The 21,822-nt window shown below is 35.9% G+C and carries 20 protein-coding genes and 1 pseudogene; 11 read left to right on the forward strand and 10 right to left on the reverse strand.

Going from position 1 to position 21,822, the window contains the following annotated elements; genetic code table 11:
* Positions 1-40: 40 nt before the first annotated feature.
* Complete coding sequence (locus tag C8C84_RS04320) at positions 41-523, reverse strand: cytochrome c family protein (RefSeq protein WP_121312365.1); 483 nt, start codon at positions 521-523, stop codon at positions 41-43.
* A gap of 224 nt (positions 524-747) precedes the next feature.
* Here C8C84_RS04320 and C8C84_RS04325 point away from each other — a divergent pair, with 224 nt between their 5' ends.
* From C8C84_RS04325 to C8C84_RS04355, 7 genes and pseudogenes are all read left to right on the forward strand, one after another.
* Entirely contained in the window at positions 748-1,707 is a 960-nt protein-coding gene (locus tag C8C84_RS04325) for a 2-hydroxyacid dehydrogenase (RefSeq protein WP_121312366.1), read from the forward strand.
* 54 nt (positions 1,708-1,761) lie between these two features.
* Positions 1,762-2,163 (forward strand): hypothetical protein, encoded by a 402-nt coding sequence (locus C8C84_RS04330; RefSeq protein WP_121312367.1) that lies wholly within the window; start codon positions 1,762-1,764, stop codon positions 2,161-2,163.
* Positions 2,156-2,553 (forward strand): annotated as a pseudogene (locus tag C8C84_RS04335) (VOC family protein). The gene C8C84_RS04330 and the pseudogene C8C84_RS04335 overlap by 8 nt, the downstream one beginning before the upstream one ends.
* A gap of 81 nt (positions 2,554-2,634) precedes the next feature.
* Complete coding sequence (locus C8C84_RS04340) at positions 2,635-2,973, forward strand: TM2 domain-containing protein (RefSeq protein ID WP_121312368.1); 339 nt, start codon at positions 2,635-2,637, stop codon at positions 2,971-2,973.
* Positions 2,974-2,976: 3 nt separating this feature from the next.
* Complete coding sequence (locus C8C84_RS04345; protein WP_121312369.1) at positions 2,977-3,381, forward strand: DUF2752 domain-containing protein; 405 nt, start codon at positions 2,977-2,979, stop codon at positions 3,379-3,381.
* Positions 3,378-3,809, forward strand: a complete 432-nt coding sequence (locus C8C84_RS04350; protein ID WP_121312370.1) for a DUF4870 domain-containing protein — start codon at positions 3,378-3,380, stop codon at positions 3,807-3,809. Before C8C84_RS04345 ends, C8C84_RS04350 begins: the two co-directional genes overlap by 4 nt.
* On the forward strand, positions 3,809-4,597 hold the full coding sequence (locus C8C84_RS04355) for a M48 family metallopeptidase (RefSeq protein ID WP_121312371.1): 789 nt from the start codon (positions 3,809-3,811) through the stop codon (positions 4,595-4,597). The genes C8C84_RS04350 and C8C84_RS04355 overlap by 1 nt, the downstream gene beginning before the upstream one ends.
* A gap of 37 nt (positions 4,598-4,634) precedes the next feature.
* Here the strand turns inward: C8C84_RS04355 and C8C84_RS04360 are convergent, their stop codons facing one another.
* Positions 4,635-6,452, reverse strand: a complete 1,818-nt coding sequence (locus tag C8C84_RS04360) for a lysophospholipid acyltransferase family protein (RefSeq protein WP_121312372.1) — start codon at positions 6,450-6,452, stop codon at positions 4,635-4,637.
* Positions 6,453-6,647: 195 nt separating this feature from the next.
* Between C8C84_RS04360 and C8C84_RS04365 the strand changes: the two genes are divergently transcribed.
* From C8C84_RS04365 to C8C84_RS04375, 3 genes are all read left to right on the forward strand, one after another.
* On the forward strand, positions 6,648-7,409 hold the full coding sequence (locus C8C84_RS04365; RefSeq protein WP_121312373.1) for an exodeoxyribonuclease III: 762 nt from the start codon (positions 6,648-6,650) through the stop codon (positions 7,407-7,409).
* Between the two features lie 31 nt (positions 7,410-7,440).
* The gene (locus C8C84_RS04370; RefSeq protein ID WP_121314966.1) at positions 7,441-8,406 is read left to right on the forward strand and encodes an OmpA family protein; all 966 of its coding nucleotides are present in this window, start codon (positions 7,441-7,443) and stop codon (positions 8,404-8,406) included.
* Positions 8,407-8,552: 146 nt separating this feature from the next.
* Positions 8,553-9,587, forward strand: coding sequence for an NADP(H)-dependent aldo-keto reductase (locus C8C84_RS04375; RefSeq protein WP_121312374.1), 1,035 nt, complete (start codon positions 8,553-8,555; stop codon positions 9,585-9,587).
* A 66-nt stretch (positions 9,588-9,653) separates the two neighbouring features.
* Here C8C84_RS04375 and C8C84_RS04380 read toward each other — a convergent pair whose 3' ends face one another.
* Both C8C84_RS04380 and C8C84_RS04385 read right to left on the reverse strand, forming a co-directional pair.
* Positions 9,654-12,923, reverse strand: coding sequence for a T9SS type A sorting domain-containing protein (locus C8C84_RS04380; RefSeq protein WP_121312375.1), 3,270 nt, complete (start codon positions 12,921-12,923; stop codon positions 9,654-9,656).
* 78 nt (positions 12,924-13,001) lie between these two features.
* Complete coding sequence (locus tag C8C84_RS04385) at positions 13,002-13,604, reverse strand: hypothetical protein (protein WP_121312376.1); 603 nt, start codon at positions 13,602-13,604, stop codon at positions 13,002-13,004.
* A gap of 457 nt (positions 13,605-14,061) precedes the next feature.
* Here C8C84_RS04385 and C8C84_RS04390 point away from each other — a divergent pair, with 457 nt between their 5' ends.
* Positions 14,062-14,430 (forward strand): helix-turn-helix domain-containing protein, encoded by a 369-nt coding sequence (locus tag C8C84_RS04390; RefSeq protein ID WP_121312377.1) that lies wholly within the window; start codon positions 14,062-14,064, stop codon positions 14,428-14,430.
* A 21-nt stretch (positions 14,431-14,451) separates the two neighbouring features.
* Here the strand turns inward: C8C84_RS04390 and C8C84_RS04395 are convergent, their stop codons facing one another.
* From C8C84_RS04395 to radA, 6 genes are all read right to left on the reverse strand, one after another.
* Positions 14,452-14,994, reverse strand: coding sequence for a murein L,D-transpeptidase catalytic domain-containing protein (locus tag C8C84_RS04395; protein ID WP_233549726.1), 543 nt, complete (start codon positions 14,992-14,994; stop codon positions 14,452-14,454).
* 88 nt (positions 14,995-15,082) lie between these two features.
* Positions 15,083-16,459 carry a sorbosone dehydrogenase family protein gene (locus tag C8C84_RS04400; protein ID WP_121312379.1) on the reverse strand — a complete coding sequence of 459 codons (1,377 nt, stop codon included), beginning with the start codon at positions 16,457-16,459 and terminating at the stop codon, positions 15,083-15,085.
* A gap of 129 nt (positions 16,460-16,588) precedes the next feature.
* A complete protein-coding gene (locus tag C8C84_RS04405) occupies positions 16,589-17,902 on the reverse strand; it encodes an OmpA family protein (RefSeq protein WP_121312380.1) in 1,314 nt (437 codons plus the stop codon).
* Between the two features lie 71 nt (positions 17,903-17,973).
* Positions 17,974-19,923, reverse strand: a complete 1,950-nt coding sequence (locus C8C84_RS04410) for a transglycosylase domain-containing protein (protein ID WP_121312381.1) — start codon at positions 19,921-19,923, stop codon at positions 17,974-17,976.
* Positions 19,923-20,387, reverse strand: a complete 465-nt coding sequence (locus C8C84_RS04415; protein WP_121312382.1) for a hypothetical protein — start codon at positions 20,385-20,387, stop codon at positions 19,923-19,925. The genes C8C84_RS04410 and C8C84_RS04415 overlap by 1 nt, the downstream gene beginning before the upstream one ends.
* A 65-nt stretch (positions 20,388-20,452) precedes the next feature.
* Entirely contained in the window at positions 20,453-21,814 is a 1,362-nt protein-coding gene (radA, locus tag C8C84_RS04420) for a DNA repair protein RadA (RefSeq protein WP_121312383.1), read from the reverse strand.
* Between the last annotated feature and the right edge of the window lie 8 nt (positions 21,815-21,822).

Genomic DNA, 21,822 nt, shown 5'->3' on the forward strand with positions numbered 1-21,822 from the left:
GGTCAGCACTTTCACGGGTTAACCAATCTTTGGTTTTGGTTTATTTTACACCATCATTTTTACGCATGAATTCCAAGATGTGTCTCGCATCATCGTCGCTAAGTCCTTGATTTGGCATACGGACCAAACAGATTTCTAATTGCGCCTGAACTTCAGGATCTTTGTCAATCATTGGGTCAGGATTGGTAATAAAGTTCATAATCCATTCCGGTTTTCTTCTTTCGGTTACCCCTTTCCATCCCGGACCAACTAATCTTTCATCGGTCATTTTGTGACAAGAAGTACATTTAACTCCGGCAACTTCTTCACCTTTGGTAGCCATAGCCCCATCTAATGCAGTGCCTAGTTCTACAGTTGTAAATTTACCCTCGCCTCTTTTTGGGTCATAAGTTGATGGGTCAGTAGCGGTTGTCTCAGTTGCACTTGGGTCAGCTGCCGGATTATACTCTTCTGTTTCTTTTTCCTTTTTCCCACAAGCTATTAGAAGGGAAAAAGCGAGCGGAATTAAAAATAATTTTTTCATGATAGGTATATTAAAATTTCTTAAACAAATTTCGACATTAAACAACTGTTAATTTTATGATTACAGTCATAGTTGGGAAGAAACTTTTTCTGATGATTTTATAAGGGAGTTATTAAAGATAAGAGTGAAAAAAAAGCGGATTTGCACTCAGAAAGTATAGAAACAAGTTGACTTTTTAAAAATATTCTACATAAATACTATCTTTACTTTATCAAATCACTATCATGCTTACCCAAGACATTAAAATACTTCATATCGATAGCAATCACCCCTTATTATGGGAACAATTGGAACAAGCAGGTTTTCAAAATGAAGCCGATTTTTCCTCTTCCAAAGCCGAAATTGAAGTTAAAATTCATCACTATCATGGCGTTGTCATTCGCAGTCGATTTAAAATTGACAAGGCTTTTTTAGACAAAGCCACTAATCTCAAATTCATAGCTAGAGTTGGGGCCGGATTAGAAAGCATTGATTGTGATTATGCAATTTCTAAAAACATTAATTTGATAGCAGCTCCGGAAGGCAATCGAAATGCGGTTGGCGAACATGCTTTGGGAATGCTTTTATCTGTAATGAACAAACTCAATCGCGCGGATAAATTAGTGCGCGAAGGCAAATGGATACGCGAAGGCAATCGTGGGTATGAACTTGAAGGCAAAACTGTTGGACTCATCGGTTATGGCAATATGGGAAAATCATTTGCGAAAAAACTAAGAGGTTTTGATGTAGAAGTGCTATGTTATGATATTCTTCCCAATGTAGGAGATGTCTATGCCAGGCAAGTTTCCCTTTCTGAATTGCAAGCCCAAGCCGATGTTTTGAGTTTGCACATTCCATGGACGCCGGAAACCGATAAAATCGTTAATGCCAATTTCATTAATGCTTTTGCGAAGCCTTTATGGTTTATCAATACTTCACGAGGTAAAAATGTAGTGACCGATGATTTGGTTGCGGCTTTAGCATCAGGCAAAATTTTGGGTGCCGGATTGGATGTGTTAGAATACGAAAAGTTGTCGTTTGAAAATCTTTTCATCGATAGTGAAAAGCCTAAAGCTTTTGAGTATTTATTACAAGCAGAAAATGTTTTATTAACACCACATATCGCCGGTTGGACCTTTGAAAGCCATGAGAAATTGGCGCAAACTATCGTAGATAAAATTATTCAATTACGAATTACGAATTAAAAATTACGACTCGTTTTTGAAGAAAAGAAAATAATAAACTAATCCCTTTTGATTATGAATAAAGCTAGTTATTACTTGGTGTTGATTGTTGGAATTCTAACTTTCATTCAATTTTTCCCTCATGCGTTTATGGGAATGCCGGCCGTTTTAGAGCACATCAAAAAAGGAGAAATTCAGCCTGTTGCCGCACAAGGGATGCAAATGATTTGGCTATATTCTTCGATTATGATGTTGCTTTCCAGTATTTGGTTGTTCTTTTTGGCAAAGCCAATAAAAGACGGCAAACACGTGGCAAGATTGCAAGTATTGTACATGAGCATCGGCTTTTTAGCCTTTGGACTGGGCTGTAGTTATATAGCGCAGGAAGTTTTTAACCCTTTGTTTTTCTTTACTGTGGAAGGGATTTTACTTTTATTAGCAGTCACTATTTTTTATAAAAGAGAAGCAAATGAGTAAGGATGATTTTAAAAGAGTAACGGGTTTGGGTGGGTTTTTCTTTAAAAGTGAGAATCCAAACGAAATCAAAGATTGGTATAAAAATCATCTTGCATTCCAACGGACCAGTACGGCTGGACGTTTTGGTGGAAAGACAAAGACGGGAATGATTGTTCAACGCAGTGGTCGCCTTTTGAGGCCAAGACTAACTATTTCAATCCCAGCGAAAAACCATTCATGATGAACTTTCGTGTACATGATTTAGAGGCTTTGCTGAAAATTTTAAAAGAAGAAGGTGTAACAATTGTAGGCGAAATGGAGACTTATGATTATGGAAAATTCGGCTGGATATTAGATCCTGAAGGCAACAAGATTGAGCTTTGGGAACCTATCGATACCGCCTTTTTATAATAGTTTTTCTAGGGATAGTATTATTTTATAAGAATTTTATATATTAGACCCATCAATTAACATAACCAACAAAACAATATTATGGAAGCACAGAAAGTGGACATGTTTATGATGATGAACGCAAAGTATTTTGAAAGCCATCATTTGAACGCTGTTAGAGAAAAATTATTAAGCCTTGACGAATCAAAATGGGGTTTAGTGCAAACACTTCAATTTAAAGAGCCAACTACGTCATTAATTGTATCGCTTTTAGGCGGACAATTAGGCATTGACCGTTTTATGATTGGTGATACCGGAATGGGAGTGGCCAAGCTTTTAACGTGTGGAGGTTTGGGAATTTGGGCGATTGTGGACTGGTTTTTAATCATGGGTGCTACTCGTGAGAAAAACATGGAAGCTTTCCAAAATACATTCTATTAATAAATGACCCGGAATAAGTTATATTCTTTGTTGCTTATAGCTTGTTTAGCGGGATTTATTTATCTTTTTTACTCCATTCAAAAGGAACAACAAGAAACAGTTGGAGTGTGTATCATTAAAAATGTGACCGGTTATGCTTGTCCGTCTTGTGGTACCACTCGAGCTGTAACTTTGCTTTTGGAAGGTAAAATAACGGAATCTTTAGTACTCAATCCCTTTGGAATAATTGTTGCATTTATCATGACAGTTATACCAGTTTGGGTCTTCACCGATATTGTTTTAAAAAAAGAAACCTTTTTTTCAGCGTATAAAAAAACAGAAGCTATTATCAGAAAACCATGGATTGCCATAGTTTTAATGCTGCTAGTATTGCTTAATTGGATTTGGAATTTATATAAAAATCTATGATACAAGAAACCACTTTTGCCTATAAACCGGGCGAACACGAATGCGAAAAATCATCGAATAGTTACTTGATGTCTTTAGTAGCTTTAATCGCCGGATTGCCTTTGCCGATAATCAACTTGTTGGCCACTTTCTTTTTCTTTTTAGCGAATAGAAAAGGTACATATTTTGTGCGTTGGCATTGTACGCAAGCCTTATTGTCACAATTAGCCTTATTGGGAATTAACAGCGCCAGCTTTTGGTGGACTGTTTCTATTTTGTTTTCCGATGAAAAAGCCAGCAATGAGTACTTTGCTTATATTTTTACCGTAATCCTATTTAACTTATTGGAGATTTTTTCAACGATTTATGCTGCTGTACAAACCCGAAAAGGGAAACACGTGCAGTTTTTGTTCTTTGGCAATATTACTAACTTAATTTGTAGACCATAATGATAAAGAAAACCATTTTTCAGGGATTAATTATAGTAATGGGATTTGTCGGAGTATGGTTTGGGTTTTCCCAACTCGATTTCATGAAGTTTTTCCAAGTGAAAGAGAGAACAACAAATCTTGAGAATAAATTAGGCGATATGATTTGGAGTGAGATTTCTTATACTGAAGAGATTGTGACCAATGATACCATCGTAAAAACATTAGACAGTTTGATTATTCCGTTATGCAAAGCCAATGACATCGAACGCGATTCATTGAAAGTTCACATCATAAAGAAAGATGAAATCAATGCTTTTGCGTTACCCAATAACCATTTGGTAGTCTATACGGGTTTGATTGAAGATTGTAAAAGACAAGAAGCTTTGCAAGGCGTATTAGGTCATGAAATTGCTCACATTGAAAAAAACCATGTGATGAAAAAGCTTTCTAAAGAATTGGGTTACTCTGTATTAATTGGAGCCAAAGGCGGAGCGGTAGCCAGAGAAATTTTAAAAACCTTAACGTCTTCAGCTTATGACAGAACTTTGGAAAAAGAAGCCGATATTACTAGTGTGGACTATATGATAAAAGCGAATATTAATCCAAAGCCCATGGCCGATTTTATGTACCAAATGGCTATGGACAGTAATGTAAACAAAGCCATGTATTGGATTTCAGATCATCCGGAATCAGAAGAACGCGCCAAGTATATTTTGGAATACATCAAAGGCAAAAAGCTTAAAAGTAAAGCCACACTTTCTGATAAAGATTGGAAAGCTTTTCAAGAACAGGTAAGATTAGAATAACAAAAAAGGCAACTCATTGAGTTGCCTTTTTTTATCACTATTTATAATTCTTCTCTTTTCGCTCCAACTCTGCTTGGAATTCTTCCATAACCGGTTTTACCGTGCTTTCGGGTAAATCGGCGATTCTTATGTACATTAATCCGTCAACCGCATTGTTGAATAATGGGTCAACATTAAAGGCAACCACTCGGGCATTTTGCTTGATATATTTCTTAATCAAAACCGGTAATCTCAAACTTCCAGGTTCTACTTCATCAATGATTTTATCGAATTTGTTTAAATCGGATTCTGTTTCATTGAAGACAAAATCTTTGTCGGCATCTTTTAGTTTTACCTTAAATTCTTTCTTCGGGTGAATGTATTGCGCCACATAAGGATCGTAATAATGCGACTTCATAAATTCAATCATCAACGATTTTGAAAATTCTGTAAATTGGTTACTGATACTCACGCCGCCAATCAAATATTTATGTTCCGGATAACGCAATGTTGTGTGTACAATGCCTTTCCAAAGCAGGAATAGCGGCATTGGTTTTTGTTGGTAATCATTCACAATAAAGGCTCTTCCCATTTCGATAGATTGCTCCATCATGCCATACAATTCCGGTTCAAAACGGAACAAGTCTTGCAGATAAAATCCTTCGATGCCATATTTAGGAAATATTTCAGAACCCAATCCCATGCGATACGCGCCCGCAATTTGCTGGTGTTCATCATCCCAAAGAAACATGTGATGGTAATAATTGTCGTATTGGTCTAAGTCGATGGATTCATTGGTTCCTTCACCAACCGCTCTAAAAGTGATTTCGCGCAAACGCCCGATTTCGTGTAAAATATTTGGAATTTTATCGGCGGTTACCAAGAAAACCATGTAGTTTTTACTGTGTAACAAACGATAATCACCTTGTTTCAACACTTCAACTTCTTCTAAAATTTTGTCGTGATTGGCTGGTTTTACAATCTGTTTCGGACTCTTAGGCGTTTTTAAATTCAGGTTTAAATTTAAGTTTTGCGAACTCAATAATTTAGATTCTTCATTAAAAGAATTGGCCAACATATAAGTCTTTCGACGTAAAAATTCTGAATATTCTTCTATGGTTTTGTGTTCGTTTTGTTCGGCTACTGAAATCGGTTTTCCGATACGAACTTTAATCACACGGTCTTTTTGGGTCAATAATTCTGAAGGCAATTTAGCTGTTCTGAGCGTCGGATTTATTTTAGACAAGAAGTAAAAGAAGCGACTGTTCTTTGCATGAAAATAGATCGGAACTACCGGAACTTGAGCTTTTCTGATTACTTTAATCGCGCCTTCTTCCCAATCTTTATCAACCACCAATTGTCCGTCTTTATAAGTCGAAACTTCTCCGGCAGGAAACATACCTAGTGGTTTTCCATCACTCAAATGACGTAAAGTTTCCTTAATTCCAATCACACTAGATTTAGCATCTTTGTGATTTTCAAAAGGATTGACCGGCATGATATAAGGTTTCATTGGTTCGATACGATGCAAAAGGAAATTGGCGATGATTTTAAAATTCGGTTCTCTTTCGAGCATTAATTTCAATAACAAAATACCATCAATGCCACCAAGCGGATGATTGGAAATCGTAATGTAAGCACCGTCTTTAGGCAATCTTTTTAAGTCATCTTCCGGAATTTCGAACTTGATTTGGAACTCGTCCAAAATAGCATTCAAAAATTCCACTTCGCTCAAATGTTTGTTTCGGTCGTAGATTTTGTTTAAGGTTGAAATCTTCAAAGCTTTCATTAGTAGCCAGCCACAAAAAGTGCCGAAAACCCCATATTTATCAGCGTTTATTGCTTTTGCAACTTCTTTAGCAGTAACTAAACCCATGTATACCTTTCGTTTTTGAGTAAGAAACAAAGATAGTAATTCTGCTGAAATAGCTTCGAGAAAAAACAGAAAACAGCCGTTAAACTTTAATTTTTTATTATGCTTTTTGGGTTTCAAATGTTTGTGTTTTTAGCTACTTTTGACCCAAGGCCTTTTTGCCGAATTGAATGAAGTTAAAAACTAATGTAAAGCTTAATGAGAATTATTTCTTATAACGTAAACGGCATTCGTGCAGCTATTTCAAAAGGATTTTTGAACTGGTTGCAACAAGCCAATCCCGACATCATTTGTCTGCAAGAAATAAAAGCAACACCGGAACAAATTCCGTTAATAGATTTTGAAATTTCAGGATATCCTTATCACTACTGGTTTCCTGCGACTAAAAAAGGCTATAGCGGTGTGGCCATTTTATCTAAAATAAAACCGAATAATGTCGTTTTCGGCACCGGTATAGCGCACATGGATTTTGAAGGTAGAAACCTTCGTGTTGATTTTGATGATTTTTCGGTGATGAGTTTGTATTTGCCTTCCGGCACCAATTTCGAAAGATTGGATCACAAATTCATGTACATGGATGACTTCCAAAATTATGTAGACGAATTAAAAAAGGAGATTCCGAATTTGATTATTTGTGGCGATTACAATATTTGTCACGAAGCGATTGATATTCATGACCCAATTCGCAACAAAACCGTTTCCGGATTTTTACCGGAAGAACGTGCTTGGTTAGACAAATTTATGAAAAGTGGATTTATAGACACCTTCAGATTTTTCAATAAAGAACCTGATCATTACAGTTGGTGGAGTTATCGTGCCAATGCCAGAGCCAATAACAAAGGATGGAGAATTGATTATTGTTTGGCTAGCGAACCGATGAAAGACAGGTTAAAAAGAGCCGTGATATTGCCCGAAGCCAAGCATTCAGACCATTGTCCGGTTTTAGTAGAAATTGATTAAGAATAAAGAAAACAGACTTAAAAATAGTAGCATGATAAAAAAAATAGTTTTAGGAGTAGCCGCATTGACTTTGATGTCTTCCTGTGTTTCCAAAAAAATCTACAATGATTTAGAGAACAAATACACCGATTTAAAGAAAGAGAATCGTTCATTAGCGGATGAAGTAGATGAATTGCACAAAGCAAATGCGGAGTTTGATTCGGTAAACAAATCGTTGACCGCAGAGTTGACAAAGCTCAAAGCCGATAGAGATAAATTGCAAGCAGATTGTACAGCGACTGCTAATAATTTAAAGACTTTGCAAGAATCTTATTCAGCGTTGGAGAAAAACAGTAATGATGCTTTGGAAACCAATATGAGCAAAAACCGTGAATTGTTAGCGCAATTGGAAGCCAAAGAAAAAGCGCTGGCTGCCGAGCAAGACCGTTTGAATAAATTGAGAGACGAATTGGCTTCCAGCACGCAACGCTTAAACGAATTGGAAAGCATGATTGCCGCCAAAGACGCCAGTATGAGAAAACTAAAGGAAACTTTGTCGAAAGCCTTGAATGCTTTTGAAGGTAAAGGTTTGACGGTGGAACAGAAAAACGGAAAGGTTTATGTTTCGATGGAAAACAAATTGTTGTTCCAAACCGGAAGTTGGGCTGTAGGTTCAGAAGGTAGAAGAGCAGTAGTTGAAGTGGGTAAAGTATTGGCACAAAATCCTGATATCACCGTGTTGATTGAAGGTCATACCGATAATGATAAAATCCTTGGAAGCATTGGTGGCGGAATCGAAAGCAATTGGGATTTATCGACTAAAAGAGCTACAGCGATAGTGAATATTTTAGGTGAAAATACCGGAATTCAGAAGAAGAATTTAACTGCTGCCGGTCGTGGTGAATATGCACCGATTATGACAAATGATTCACCGGAAGGTAAAGCCAAAAACAGAAGAATAGAAATTATTTTGACACCAAAATTGGATGAGATTTCCAAAATGTTGAATGAGTTTTAAAATAAAGGTGCGGAAGTGCTAAGAAACTAAGGTTCTGAGATTTTCTCGGAACCTTTTTTTGTTGTAAACGTTTCCAAAAAATGTGTTAAGCGCGCCAAATTAACGAGTCTAATATTTTACTTTTGCCCTGCGAAAAATCTATACGAATGAATTACACTACATTACCGAATACCGATATAAAAGTCAGCAAAATATGTTTAGGAACGATGACTTTTGGCGAGCAAAACAGTGAAAGCGATGCTCATGCTCAATTGGATTATGCTGTCGAAAAAGGCATTAATTTTATAGACACAGCCGAAATGTATCCGATTGCAGCTCGTCAAGCGACTCTTGGTTTAACAGAAAAATATATTGGCACTTGGTTAAAGAAATCAGGAAAGCGTGATGATTTGGTTATAGCCACCAAAATTGCCGGACCGAATCGTGGGATGGAATACATTCGAAAACCATTGAATTTTTCCAAGCAAAATATTCACGAGGCGGTAGACTTGAGTTTAAAAAATCTGCAAACGGATTATATCGATTTGTATCAAATGCACTGGCCGGAGCGTGTGATGAACATGTTTGGTCAACGCGGTCTTTCAAAAATTGACACTCAATGGCAAGATAATTTATTTGGAGTTTTGAGTGTTTATGATGGTTTAATCAAAGAAGGGAAAATCAAACACATTGGTGTTTCTAATGAAAATCCGTATGGTGTCATGAAGTTTATAAGTGAAAGCGAAAAACACAACTTACCAAGAATCGCTACCATTCAAAACCCTTATTCATTGTTGAATCGGTTGTTTGAAGTGGGTTTGTCTGAAATTTGTTTGCGTGAAAATGTAGGTTTGATGGCTTACTCGCCATTGGGATTTAGCTTTTTAACCGGTAAGCATTTGAACGGGATTCAACCGGATTCCAGATTAGGTTTGTTTCCTCAATTCAGTCGGTATTCTAATGAAAATTGTCACAAAGCAACGAAGCTTTATCAAGAATTAGCGCAAGACAACGGATTAACTTTGACCCAAATGGCTTTGGCTTTTGTGAACCAACAGGATTTTGTGATGTCAACAATTATTGGTGCTACAACAATGGAACAACTTCAGGAGAATATTGCTTCTTTTGAAGTACAATTATCTCCTGAAGTTGTTGCCGGTATAAACAAAATTCAAGCGGTAATTCCTGATCCGGCGCCTTGATTATTTAATTGTTTCATGAGCATAAATATATTATTAGGACAATAATATTTTTTAGTTTCAGTCTTATTATTCAACTGCTATTTGATGGCTTTCTATTTGATCATTTATATAAATTTTTAAAATGTAAATGCCTTTAATCAGCCCATTAACAGAAAAGGTTGCTTTATTTTCTTTGATTTCAACTTTTGATTTTGAAATCCCTAAAACGTCAAACAATTCCCCCGAAATTATCGCTCCATTTTCTGGTTGGATCTCTTTGGTTCTTAAATCGATATTTACAATATCTTTTGAGGGATTTGGATAAATCTTGTAAACGGATTGACCTTGTTTATGATAAAAAGGAAGTTCAACGATTTCAAAAGGAAATTCAACCCATTCGCTCCAACCACAAGCATTTTTTGCTCGGAATCTTAAACCGGTTTGGCCAGTGCCCATAGGACAAATTTCGCGGGAGTCTTTGGTTCCGGTAAGCATTATTAAATTGTTTAAGGGAGCCCATTCCCAATTTGAATTGGTGTTAATTTCCGAGGAGGTTAAGCCCCCAAATACAGCTTTAATCTTGTTAGAATCGTTTAATTCAGGAATTGAATAACTGTAGTCGCCTCCGGGACTTAAGCAAAGAGTTTGAATGGTATTGGCAGTTCCATAGACAATTTCATTGAATGTTGGAGATCCAACCCAAATTGTTTTGTTTAAGATTTGTCCATTTTGAAAAACAGCGGTTATGGTACCTTGACCGTTCTCCGTCCCTTTGACAACAATATTATAATCTGATTGGCTAATCAATTCTAAATTTGGACTAATCGACCAATTAATTACTGCACTCGGAACAGCGCAAGGATTTGTAAAACTATAGGTAGTGGTGGTATTTAAACAAATTTTGTCCAAACCAACCAATGTATTGGGCTCTACTGGGAAATACGGCACTTGAGGTTGACCCGCTAATTCTTTAAGAAGCCAATTGACACTTTCTTTTGTAAATGAGGTATGTTGGGTATTTTTGCTTAAACCAAAATAACTATCAAAAGGGGTTAGGTTATTTGTCGGACATTTTAAGTTTGTATTCAAAGGGTTCGCCCAATTTTGATTAGGTTGTAAATGACCCAGAGCTGAAAAAGAAGGTATAAAAGAATGGATTGGATTAAATTCGTGTAAATACCATTCTGATCCTCCTAACATTTGGCTGATACTATAAATAAAATTGTTGATGGATAAATTGTTTAAAGACCAATTAGTCAACGGATAAGTTCCCGGGACCGGATTTGTATTCTGAGTCGGATTAGCAATTTCACTTTGAGCACCAAAATGTCCTCCAGGAACGTTATCCATATTGCCTCTTGGGTTATAATTTGGTGCTTTTGTAGTTCTATCATTAAATAGCTTTTTGAATCTTGCTATTTTTGAATCTGCGCTACCGCTTGTTGGAAGAAAGTTAGCTTCCAAGGAAGCAATATGAATTCTGAAAGTTATTGAACCAAATGGCGAACTTATGTTAACTCTTTGAAAGCCTCTTAAGTTTAAAACCTTTTCATTATCATTGGCAAAATTATAAAATGGTTGTCCGTTAGATGTGATAGTTTCTTTAGATCCTGAAAGCGATCCATTAACCAAAGATATTTTTCTCAAATTCATTGGCCAACCATTTGAATTAGTGAGACCGTTTGAAAATTGATTGTTATAATGTCTTTGAAAAAATGAATTCCCTCTGTTGTTAGGCATTCCTTGAGAAGTTGTTTGCGCATTTAAAAAATTCTGATTTACCAGATGATAGCTTGATCCTTCTCTGTGGAATTCGATTAATTGTTGCTGTGCTGCCGGTGAAGACAAATCTTTTTCATAAAAAGCTTTAGCTTCGTGACTACTGTTTTTTACTAAATTTAATAATGCTTGATCTCCTAAAGGTATGTTAGCTCCAAGATGTGGGCTGTCAATGCTTACCCATAAATAAGTGTTGTGGGGGATATTGTTTTTCTCCATATATGCTAATGCATATCTTGAAATTTGTCCTCCCATGCTAGGACCAATAACAGCAATATTGTTAGTGCTACCATTATTGATTAATAATTGTTTTGTTTGAATTAATAGTTTTACTAATGCCATTGCATTGCTTTCTATATAGTAGGCTCCACCATCAATTGAAACTGTTTGACCATTTTGTAAATTGGTTGTAGTGTATTTTGGGTGATTGACCATGATTACGTCATATCCTAAAAGGCGTAACTCAGGGAGTAGGAGCTTTTTAGATGGGCCGTTATAATACTCCATTAAATCAACCATAGCTCTATGTTTCTCTGAATCAAATACACCATTGGTAGTGTTTCTTGCAGCACAATCGGGAATATTTTCACAATCACAGTCTTCAATCTTGCGTTTGTCTCCGGGATCAAAACCATCAATAATGATTATTGGTTTTCTTATTTTTTTATCCGTATTGGTATTGCCATAAAATACACGATAATCAATCTTTGCCTTTATTGTTGGATCTCCGGCAACATAACCGGTAAATGGAATATCAGCTTGTAATTGAAAGTCTTGTTTGTAAGGATCAGTGGCGAAACAGCCTGCCGTGGCATCTCTTGAAGTACTATCAACAAATTGAAAGAAAATTTTACCATATGTTGTGAGAGTCGTATTATCAGAATAGGTAATAGTGAACGTGCTTATTTTTTCACCACTACTCGTGTAGTTCACCGTTATGTTTTGATTGGTTAGTAGTTGAGAGCTAATTAAAGTTCTATTTATGCCATCACCAAAATTAGCCACTAAAGTTTTGATGTTTTTAGTTCCATTCTTGAAGTATAAATCATTCCTGATTTTATAAATTACAGAGGTACCGGAAACATAATCTTTGGTTGGCGCTATAATACTGGTGTTTAGCATGTAAAAAGGAACCTTACCACTAATTTGGACAAATTTGTTTGTTGAAGTATTGAATGTTAAACCTCCTTGACTAGGATTGTCTTCATTATAATTCAAGATGTGATACTGAGTATTCAATATGGATAAATCAACTTGATTTTCGGCAGTAGTTGTGGCAATTAGATTTTTGAAATTATCGAGTGTCGTGAATTTTGTGCCATTACTTGCGCGATTCATTTCATCAAGCGCTTGTTGGAAATAATTAAAGTTTGCAGTATTAAAGTTTGTTGTAGAATTAAAGTTATAAATATTAGCTATTTGTATAACTCTTTCGTAAATGATACCACTAGTTACACTAGTTTGATTGATGTTCGACAGTTGCTGGTCTAAACTTATGTTTTCTCCGGCAGGAATAGTTTGAGAATTAGCTTCAAGAAATAGAAATGAAGCTAGCAGAAAATAATAGAATTTTTTCATACTTTTGTTTGCTTTTGGGTTAGTAAAATTGTTTTATTAATCTAATTTCGGGTTGCTATTCCACTAGCAACCCTTTTTTTATGGGAAAACTATATTTGGTAAAGTGTAGCCATTTATATCGAATCGACCATTGGTTATTTCTATAATATCTTCCGGATTACTAGAGTTTTTAACACGACAACTGAATGTGCCTGAGACTATTCCGTTTGTAAAATCATATCGTGTGATTTTAATTGTTCCTGAGTTTTCAAAAGACCGGTAATATTGATAACTATTTGTTGATTTATTAAATACTTTACAATGTAAATAAGTGTGATTTAATCCGTCAACATTACTCATTCCGTTTGATTCGTTAATAATATAATCTGCTACTCCAATCTGATATAAATTATGAAGGTGTATTAACATACGAGTTGTTTTTTCACTCTTGTAATCTCTTATATCGATTTCATTATAAGCACCCTCAGGATAACCTCCTAAGTAACTTAGCCCAGGATCATTTCCAGACCAAGTTCCGGTGCCATCTCTCGGAATAAATAGTTTGCCGTCTATTAAGCATCCAAACGTATTGGCTCCTGTGTGGGTAATTTCAGGCAATAGTGATTCTGGATTACTGTTTGAATCCTCATTGGAGCATCCCGCTACAATAGTGAGTAATAATAAGGTTATTAATTTTTTCATAGGTATTGTTTAAATGTTAATAATGATTTATTCTGTTATCAAAATAAGTTTATGTGAGCGAAATGATTTCATTCACTCAAACGATAAGATTTTGTTTTAAACAAAATTCTAATCTCTATCATTAAATGAATTGTAGTTTAGAGTAAACAATCTTATCGTATTATCTATAAGTATGATAGATCTATATAAGACTAAAGTGGTAAACGTCTTAAAAGGACTGAATTGAAATTTTGTATTTCAAATATAGTAGAAAATTATTACAAATAAAATAAATTTCTTATATTTTTCATTCTTTAGATTTGTATCCTTCAATAAGATAACAAGTTATGCAAAGAAAAATAAAAAATACACCTACATATATTTTATGATTTAACAAATTAAATCACTCAAAATTATTTATATTTGTAGTAAATTTCTATTTAATTTTAAATAATTTTAAACCGAAAATGAATAAATTATGGAAATTGGAATTAAGATTAAGCGGTTAAGAGAACGTGCCAAAATTTCTCAAATGGAGCTTTCAACGGTTTTGGGGATTTCACAAACTAAACTTTGTAATATTGAAAGCAATGAAGATAAATCGATTGATTTTATCTTGATGAATAAAGTTTGCCACTATTTCAAGGTAGGATTCAATTATTTTTTGGAAGAGATATCAGAGTTTGAGGATCAAAAGAAAAATGGATTATCGAATAGTGATTGGCAAAACAATTTTCCGGAACGTATAATTGAGCAAATTAATGCTTTGATAGTGGACAATAAAGTAAAGGAAAAACAAATTGAAGAATTGTTGGCGAAAATTGCTGAATTGCAAAGCAAAAAATGACTGCTCGAAAAGCAATTCTCTTTAATAATATATGCTCAAAAGAACTTTCTTCTCTGAACCATCCAATATTTTTTCAAGTCGGTTGAAGAATTTTTCATTCACCATTGGACAACCTAAACTATTACAAATAGGTTCCAAAGATTGTTCATAAGGCACTTTACTGTAGTAATGTAAGACGATATAACGGTCAAAAGCCTTGCTGTTGGTTTTGTCTAAACCATATAATTTATAAGCCTTCCCGAACTTTCCAACATAATGATGTCCAATGGAATATTTACCTAAAGAAGTAGTATTTGAATCGGGAACATTACTAAATTTCAGTTGACCTTCGATTCCGGTTTCTGAACCTGAACCATGCGCAACCAAACCTTGGTCTACAATCGTGCTTTCTTTTAAATTATAAATAAAAAAGCGATTTTTTCCCGAATTAATTTTCATGTCGATAAAGAAGGCAACTTCCTGATTGTACTGAGTGTTTTTTGAAACAAAAGCCTTGATGCTGTCAACTTGTTTTTTCAATCTTTCATTAGTGAGGTTACTTTTAATATGATTTGATGTAGTCATACTGACCTTCTTTTTAAGTCCAAAATGATATCCAAAACAAAGCACCATAATTGTAAAACAGCCCAGAAATATTTTCTTCATACCAAATTTATTCGACTACCAATTTAGATTGAAAATAGTTTCCATTTAGACTTTTTACTTCCACTAAATACATTCCTTTGGCTATACTTGAAATATTTATGGAATTGATTTCGCTGTCAATAAGATCTTGACTTAAAATGGTTTTGCCTGATAAATCGATTATTTTTACTGATTTTAGTCCGATAGTACTATCATTTTTCAGAAACAAATCTGTTTTAGCAGGATTAGGATAAAGGCGAATATTATTTTGAGTAAAGGTATCCGTGTCTAATGAAGTATCAATCAATTTGTAAATGGTACCACCATTCGCGACATATAATTCTCCGTCTATGTCTTCTCCAAAAGTGGTAATGGTACTTGGAGCATTGTAAGCCCAAGTGAGGTTGCCCAAAGCATCAATCCATCCTATTTCTGCAGTACAATAATCAGCAAAGAAATATTTATTGGCAAAATTCGGATAAGTAGCTCCGGTATAAAAATAACCACCGGTTATCGAACACCTGCCGGTTGAACCATGTGTGTAAACTGAAATAGGTGCTACGGTATTGGCATAAGTCGGACAGCTTCCTGAATTGTTGTATGCAACGTTGCCTTCATAACAACGCCATCCATAATTTAAAGCCGTATTGGGTAAAGGTGAAGCGGTTTTATTAACTTCTTCTATGGCATTTTGTCCTACATCTGCAATCCATAAATCACCATTCAAACGGTTAAAAGAAAACTTCCAGGGATTGCGCAAACCTATTGCCCAAATTTCATCGTTACCGGCAATACCAACATAAGGATTGGTTGGCGGAATTCCATAAGGAGAAGCCGAATCGACATCGATTCGCAACATTTTCCCTAAATTTTCATTGATGTTTTGTGATCTATTTCCCGGATCGCCACCACTACCGCCGTCACCCGTTCCTATATATAAATAACCGTCGGAACCAAATTTTACAGAACCACCATTGTGATTGCCGAATGGTTGCGATATGGTCAATAAAACTGTTCCACTGGAAGCATCCGCTATGTTTGGATCAGTTGAAACCGTATAACGAGCAATTACGGTAGCGCCATCACTGGCACGAGTATAATTCACATAAAAGTAACCATTAGTAGCATAATTGGGATGAAAGGCTAAACCTAATAAACCTTGCTCGAAACCGCTACTGTTTATTATAGTGGATAGATTGATAAAGGGCGTTGCATTAACCGTTCCATTGGCATTTATAATTCGGATTAAACCGCCTTGTTGCACCACAAACAATCGAGCATCATTGGCCGGATGAGCGATTTCAACCGGTGAAGAAAACCCTGTGGCAAAACTTTGAAGCCCTATAGTTTGGGCGAAAGAACAAATGGTCAGAAGACCAAAAAAGAAAAGGAATAGCTTTTTCATAGTAGGTTGTTTTTTATTTCATACAGTTCGACCTTCGGTCTCGAGTGGTAAAGTTAGAAATAAAACCATTACAATCAAAAGGTTATAAAAAAACGCAACCGGAAATGACTGCGTTTAAGATGAAAAATATTAATTGAGTTGTTGTAATACAGTTTTAAATTCTGCTACAGATGTCTTTTTGAGTTCTAAACCAATAGTAGCATCTTTATCAATTACAATTTCTTTGGTGGCAAAATACACTTCGTTTTCTACACAACTAAAAGCCATGAGTGTGGCTTTTCTGCCAACGGGAATTCCACCTAAAATTAGTTTGTTGTTTTTATCGATGTAACCCGACATGATAGAATTAATGTCTTTAAAAACCAATCTGATTTCGGGTTTGTATTTTAAATCGATGTCGACCAATAAATCGGTTTTGTCTTTTATTTCATAGAAACGATCGCAGTTGATCCAGCCTAATTTTGTTGAGGTTAAAATGGTTGTGCTTATCGCTTTTACTTTTTCTGTGTCGGTTGTGGCTCTATTAAAAGATTTTTTTTTAGGGCTTTCTCCATATACAGTATCTCTTTGAGTTCTGCCATCCGAATAGAAAACAGCATAAGTTGACCAATTTTCTTCTTCTGTTGTTACAAAGTTATCGTTTGTATTCCAATCAACTGTCTTGTCCTCTTTGGGGTAACCATAAAATGTTTGCATGTCATTCGGATTGTCTTTAGAAGCAAACTCAAGGGTTATTTCAGCACCTTTTTTAAGTTGCAATTCATCGCCTTTGGAAGTAGCTTTGATGTAAACCATTCCGCCACTTTCGAGCATTATACCGTTTGACATTGTATGTAAATTTGCCGCTACAGCATCCGATTTTTTGTAAAATTCTTGAAGCTCAATATCGATTTTACCAATGGCAAATTTCCCGTTGGCTTTTTTTAATGAATTTTTAGGAATGGTAATTTTTGTACCTTCTTTACCGGTAATCGTAATGACTTCGTTCGATTTTCCTGTGAAAAATTGACTTTCCTTTTCGAATTGGTTAAAAATAGTATTGGTGTATTCTTTTTCAGTGAAGACAAAAGTGATTTCCACTCTTCGGTTTTGCTGTTTGCCGGTTTCGTTTGCATTTTCGGCTACAGGTTTGTTTTCTCCGTCAAATTTTAATTGGATTTTTTCCCCAGGAATACCTTGGGATACCAAATAATTCAAGACTTCATTCGCTCTGTTTTTCGACAAAGTGATATTGTATTTCGAATGACCATCAGCATCAGTATTGCCGTTTAGCTCAACCGATTTTAATTGGCTGACCTCCAGTTTTGAAACGACAGCTTCCAATTTTGACTTTGCATTATCGGTTAAAAAGAATTTATCATAATCAAAAAGTACGGTTTCTTTGAGGTTTTGCGCAAAGCCAACGGCAGAAACCAAGAAGGCTAATAAGACTAGTCTTTTCATGATAATTAAATTATGGTCATATTACTGAGAGCAATTATAACGCAAAAAGGTTGGAATTAGTATTGTAATTTTTAAAAATCAAAATCGTCTACGCTTAAACTATCATTTTGAACGGCAATGGGTTTTTGTTTGAGGTACATTCTTGCCGGTCCTGAGATATCTAAGGCAAAATTGCCAATGGTATCGCTGACCGTAATAAGATTTCGTTTAAACATCAATCGCATCAGAAAATCGTTTTGCTGTTGGGCATAAGGTTTGAGTTTTTCGGTATTCTCTAAACGCGACATGAAGCCTTTAGGTTTTGGGATAATACTGGCCAAGAACAAGCACTGGTTCACATTTAAATCCTGAGGCATTTTGTTAAAATAAAAACGGGAAGCTTCACCAATGCCATAGATATTTGGTCCCCATTCGATAATGTTGAAATACACTTCAAGCATGCGTTCTTTGGAACTGATGCGGTTGTTTTCCAGGATGTAAACCAATAAGATTTCTTCCAGTTTTCGAGACAAGGTTTTTTCACGAGTTAGGAATACATTTTTGACCAATTGCATGCTAATCGTACTTGCGCCACGGGTGAATTTTTTGGTTTTAATGTTCTTCACAATCGACTGTTTGAAAGCCGAATTGATGAACCCGCGATGCTCAAAAAAAGACGGGTCTTCACTAGTCAACACGCATTTTCTAAGGTAAGGCGAAATGGCCGACAACGGCGTATAATTGTAGTTGGCGTTCCCAACAACGATTGGTCTTTGCGCCACGCCTTTGTCAATGGCACGATAGGTAAATTCGCCATTGATTTTATTTAAATCGGCTTCGCCATATTTGATAATTTTCAAACCTTCGGGCTTTAGACGGCTGTCAAAAATGATATCGTTCGGTTTGTGATCATTGTATTCAAAATTCAGTGCATAACTGAAATTGCCTTGCGCTTCCATGCCTTCAAAATGGCGAAATAAACCAGTGGGTAAAGAAGTAATAAAGTCATTCGCTTTCATTTTCGGAATGGTCAATTTGAACGCATAGACTTTGTCTTTTTCATTGGTGTACGAAATATAAGGCTGGCATTTAATACTGTTCAATTGCACAATCGAAGTACTATCCAAAGCCATAAATCGAGGACCAACAATCCAACGATAATCAAATCGTGCGTTTTGAATTACTACATCTTTGCTGGCAATTTTGGGATGATTGACCATCAAATTCTGGATAGAGGAATAACCGTCAATGTGTAACTCACCACTGTCCATTGAAAGATTTTCCAAGTTGAAATGAATCGATTTAAAACCGGCTTTCAGGTTGAATTTTTTGTCTAAATAAGGAATGCGTATCGTGTCACTTTTTGGATTGAAAAACGCTAAATCGGCTTTTCGGTCTCTCGGATCGGCAAAACCGTTAATCGCCCATTGTTGTGAAAAACCATCAGAAGTCACTTGAATCAAAGTGTTGAGTTTTTTATCGGCTAAAGCCAATTGATTGAAATCAAAAATTACTTTATTGCCCTTATCATCAATCTTAAAAGCAAATCCTTTAACATGCATGTCCGTTGGCACCAAATCCATTAAATTAGAGGATATTCTGTTTAAAAGTTTGGCATAATTGATTTCCGAATTGACACTTTTCTCTTTTTTGGAACGCAGAAAAGCGTCAAAGTTGCTACCGTTTTTGGTTTTCACCAATTGAACATACCCTTTATTGATTTCGAGTTTGCCCAGCTGAATATCGCCGACCAATAATTTCCAAAAACTAACACTCGTTTTCAATTCGTCTATGCGAACCAAAGTGTCTGCGTCTTTTGGCACTAAAGTAATTCGTTGGAATTCGAGATTCGTTAAACCGTGAAATTCGGCTTTGGCAATGTTTAAACGGCATTGATAATCGCGTTCCATTTTAGCATCAATGCGATGAATGACTTTCTCTAAAAGGGTATTTCGAAAAGCAAAAACCAAAGCAATTCCAAGCAGTATAAGAATACCACATATTTTAAGAAAAAGGAATACTTTTTGTTTTTTTGTTTTCATTACTCAGCTTTGTCAACTTCTAAACCAACACCAAGGACATTCGGCAAATAAGGGCCTTTAAAACGGTTCGAAACAGTAATTTTATAGTTTCCTTTTAGGAGTTTTATCTTTTCTTTAATCTTATAAATCAAGTCGCAAATATCACCGCTACAATTCGCCAATTGTTCTCCTTTGTCATTTTTGATAGCCAAATCGATAGCGATATTTTCCTTTTTTCCATCCGGACTTTCAATACTGAAATTAATGGGAACATTGGCAAATTGATAATCATACACATGACTAAAATGAAATTTTATATCATACAAAAGGGTATCGTTGTCAACGGTAAATTCGTAAGTCTTAGTCTCGGATTGAGGCCATCGGTTGTTTTCCGCTGATTTGTAAAATTTACTGTAAATGCCTGATGGTTCACAAGATATTAACATAACAAATAGAAAACAGAAGAGTAAAAGTTTGGTTTTCATAAGCGATAGATTACTTTACTTATAAACGTGTTTTCTATTATTTTAGTATAATTTTGAATAATTAATTACCCAAACAACTGCTCAACGACTTCTTCAATTTTAGAGACTAAAACCACTTTGATTCCCGGAAATTTAGTGGCAATTTTATTGTATTTAGACACAAAAATGGTCGAAAAGCCTAATTTTTCCGCTTCTTGAATGCGTTGTTCAACACGATTCACCGGACGAATTTCGCCCGACAAACCCACTTCTCCCGCAAAGCAAACATCCTTGCCCACAGCGATATCTTCATTGGAAGATAAAATTGCCGCTACAACCGCTAAATCTATCGCAGGATCATCGACAGAAATGCCACCGGTAACATTTAGGAAAACATCTTTAGTGCCTAATCGGAACCCGGCGCGCTTTTCCAATACGGCCAAAATCATGTTTAATCGTTTGGCATTGTAACCTGTCGTACTTCGTTGTGGCGTTCCATACACTGCTGTAGAAACCAAGGCTTGAATTTCTATCATTAACGGTCGCATGCCTTCCAAAGTAGAAGCAATCGCGGTTCCGGACAGTTCTTCTTCTCGGTGCGAAATTAAAATCTCTGATGGATTGGAAACTTCTCTTAAACCGGAACCTTGCATTTCATAAATACCCAATTCAGCTGTAGAACCAAATCGGTTTTTGAGCGAACGTAATATTCGGTACACGTGATTTCTGTCGCCTTCAAATTGTAAAACGGTGTCAACCATGTGTTCCAAAATCTTGGGTCCGGCGATGTTGCCGTCTTTGGTAATGTGACCAATTAAGATCACCGGAATATTGGTTTCTTTGGCGAATTTTATCAGTTCAGCAGTAGTTTCTCTGATTTGAGAAATACTTCCGGCGGTCGATTCAATATAATCCGTGTGCAAGGTTTGAATTGAATCGATGATGACAATATCGGGTTCGGTTTCTACGATGTGACGGAATATATTTTGGGTTTTGGTTTCGGTTAAGATGTAGCAATTGTCACTGTTCGGATTGATTCTTTCCGCACGCATTTTGATTTGCTTCTGACTTTCTTCGCCCGAAACATATAAAGTTTTATAAGGTAGTTTTAGAGAAATTTGAAGCAGTAATGTGCTTTTTCCGATGCCCGGTTCACCACCTAAAAGGATCAACGAACCCGGAACAATGCCGCCACCGAGTACGCGATTTAATTCGCCGTCAGTCGTGTCCATTCGCACTTCTTGCGTCGAATCGATTTCTTTGATTCTAAGCGGTTTTGAAACTCTTTTTGAGTCGGAAGTATCGGGTTTCCAGCTCGATTTTTCTTCTTTTTGAATAATCTCTTCGGCTATGGTATTCCATTCTTTACAGGAATTGCATTGGCCTTGCCATTTGGCGTATTGGGTACCACAATTTTGACAAAAAAATGTAGTTTTGAGTTTCGACATTTAGGCTA

The organism is Flavobacterium sp. 102 (assembly GCF_003634615.1).
Lineage (GTDB): Bacteria > Bacteroidota > Bacteroidia > Flavobacteriales > Flavobacteriaceae > Flavobacterium.